This is a genomic window from Pseudomonas cichorii (genome assembly GCF_015471405.1).
In the GTDB taxonomy this organism is placed as follows: domain Bacteria; phylum Pseudomonadota; class Gammaproteobacteria; order Pseudomonadales; family Pseudomonadaceae; genus Aquipseudomonas; species Aquipseudomonas serbiensis.
The window spans coordinates 1-1553 of record NZ_BLVZ01000038.1 but is presented as its reverse complement, the minus strand read 5'-3'; the positions used below and the strand labels follow the sequence as shown (position 1 = coordinate 1553).

General features: G+C 62.1%; 1 pseudogene. It reads right to left on the bottom strand.

Going from position 1 to position 1553, the window contains the following annotated elements:
- Window positions 1–1553, bottom strand: a pseudogene (locus JL015_RS27520) (sugar-binding protein); the annotation flags it as partial.

Genomic DNA, 1553 nt, shown 5'->3' with positions numbered 1-1553 from the left:
CCGTCGTACAGCGCGCTGTAGGTCTGGAAGTAATCGGCGGGGTTGTTTTCGTCAGCCCCTTGCCGCAACTCCTTCACCACACGGTTCATGCCATCGAGCAAGGTGCGGGTCTTGATCCCCTTGACGTTGGTGGTTTCCTGTTCGGCCTGCTGACCGTCCGCGGCGCTGAGCACATAGCCGTAATGGCGCGAAGCTTCGTAGGGGGTGCCGGGGGCTACGGTTTCCTCGATGACCCGGCCCAGTACGTCGTAGCGGTAGGCGATTTCCACGTCGTTGTCGTCGCGATTGAGCAGTGGCTGGCCGTTGAGCAGCGAGTGTTGCAGGGTATGGGTCTTGCGCACTGTGTCGAAGCTGGTGCTCAGGCTGATGATGGTGTGCTGCACGGTTTCCCCGGCGCGGGCATTACGGGTTCTCTGGTAGGTGTAGTCGGTGATCGTCGAGAGGCCATTGAGGGTCTGGGTGTCCTGCAACTTGCGCCCGTGCTGATAACGATCGGTGGGTTGGTGGATGTAGGTGAACGCGGTGTGTTGCAGTTCGGTTTCATCCAGGCCGTTCACTTGCAGCAGACGCTCATCGGTCACGGCCAGCCAGCCGGGCGTTGCGCCGCCACCCACGCCGGTTTGCAGCGCGTAGCGATACGCCGTGCGCAATACCGGGGCCTCGCCGGGCGCGCCGGGGACCGGCGTGACGGTGGTGTCCTGCACGGTCCTTACAAAACCTTGCGGGTCGGGCGGGCAGCCATCGCCACCGGCGGCCGGGTAATAGCGCCGGGTTTCCAGGGTGCCATCGGGGTTTTCCTGGGTCAGCAGGTTGCCGAAGGTGTCGAAGGTGGTGCGGGTGGTTTCTTCATGGGTCTGGCTGGAGGCGCTGGGGTGGTACCAGATCTTCAGCACTTCACGGGGCAACTGGCACTGGGCCGGTTGCTGGTCGAAGGGCAAGCCCGGCGTGCTGTGATATGTGGTGCGGGTGCTGAGCACATTGTCGCTTTGGGTGACGGTTTCCTCGGTCAGCAGGTGGAAGTTATTGAAGGCCCGCACTGTGGTGCGCAAGGCCTTGCCATCGAACCAGAGCATTTCCGTACTGTTGTAGGTGTAGCTCTGATTGGCCTTGTAGAGATTGTCCAGACCATCGTCGTCCCAGATCAGCCCGCTGGCGTTGAAACCCAGAAAGTTGGTGTTGGAATATTGATAACGCACCTCGACCGGCGGCTGGCCGAAGCCGGGGCGCTGCTCATGCCGTGACACGCGGGGCAGCGAGGGGTAGCGGTTCTGCGGAAACTCATGGCCCTGAGCATCGTAGGTGATGAGTTCATGGCCACCGAGCGGGTTGTGTACCTGCGCCATGCACAGGTATTCATGGATCAGTTCGTACTGGAAGCGCCAGGCGGCCTGATTGTCGGTCGGCAGCACGATGCGGGTGACTTCGCCGTTGTTGAGCATCAGGCTGAAACGGACCAGGGGGTCGCCGCCGCTGCCTTGACCGGGGTGCAAGTCGACATTGATCTGCGCGGAGTTGGGGCGGGTAATCTCGAGCAGCAGGCCATAGTCGTCGCT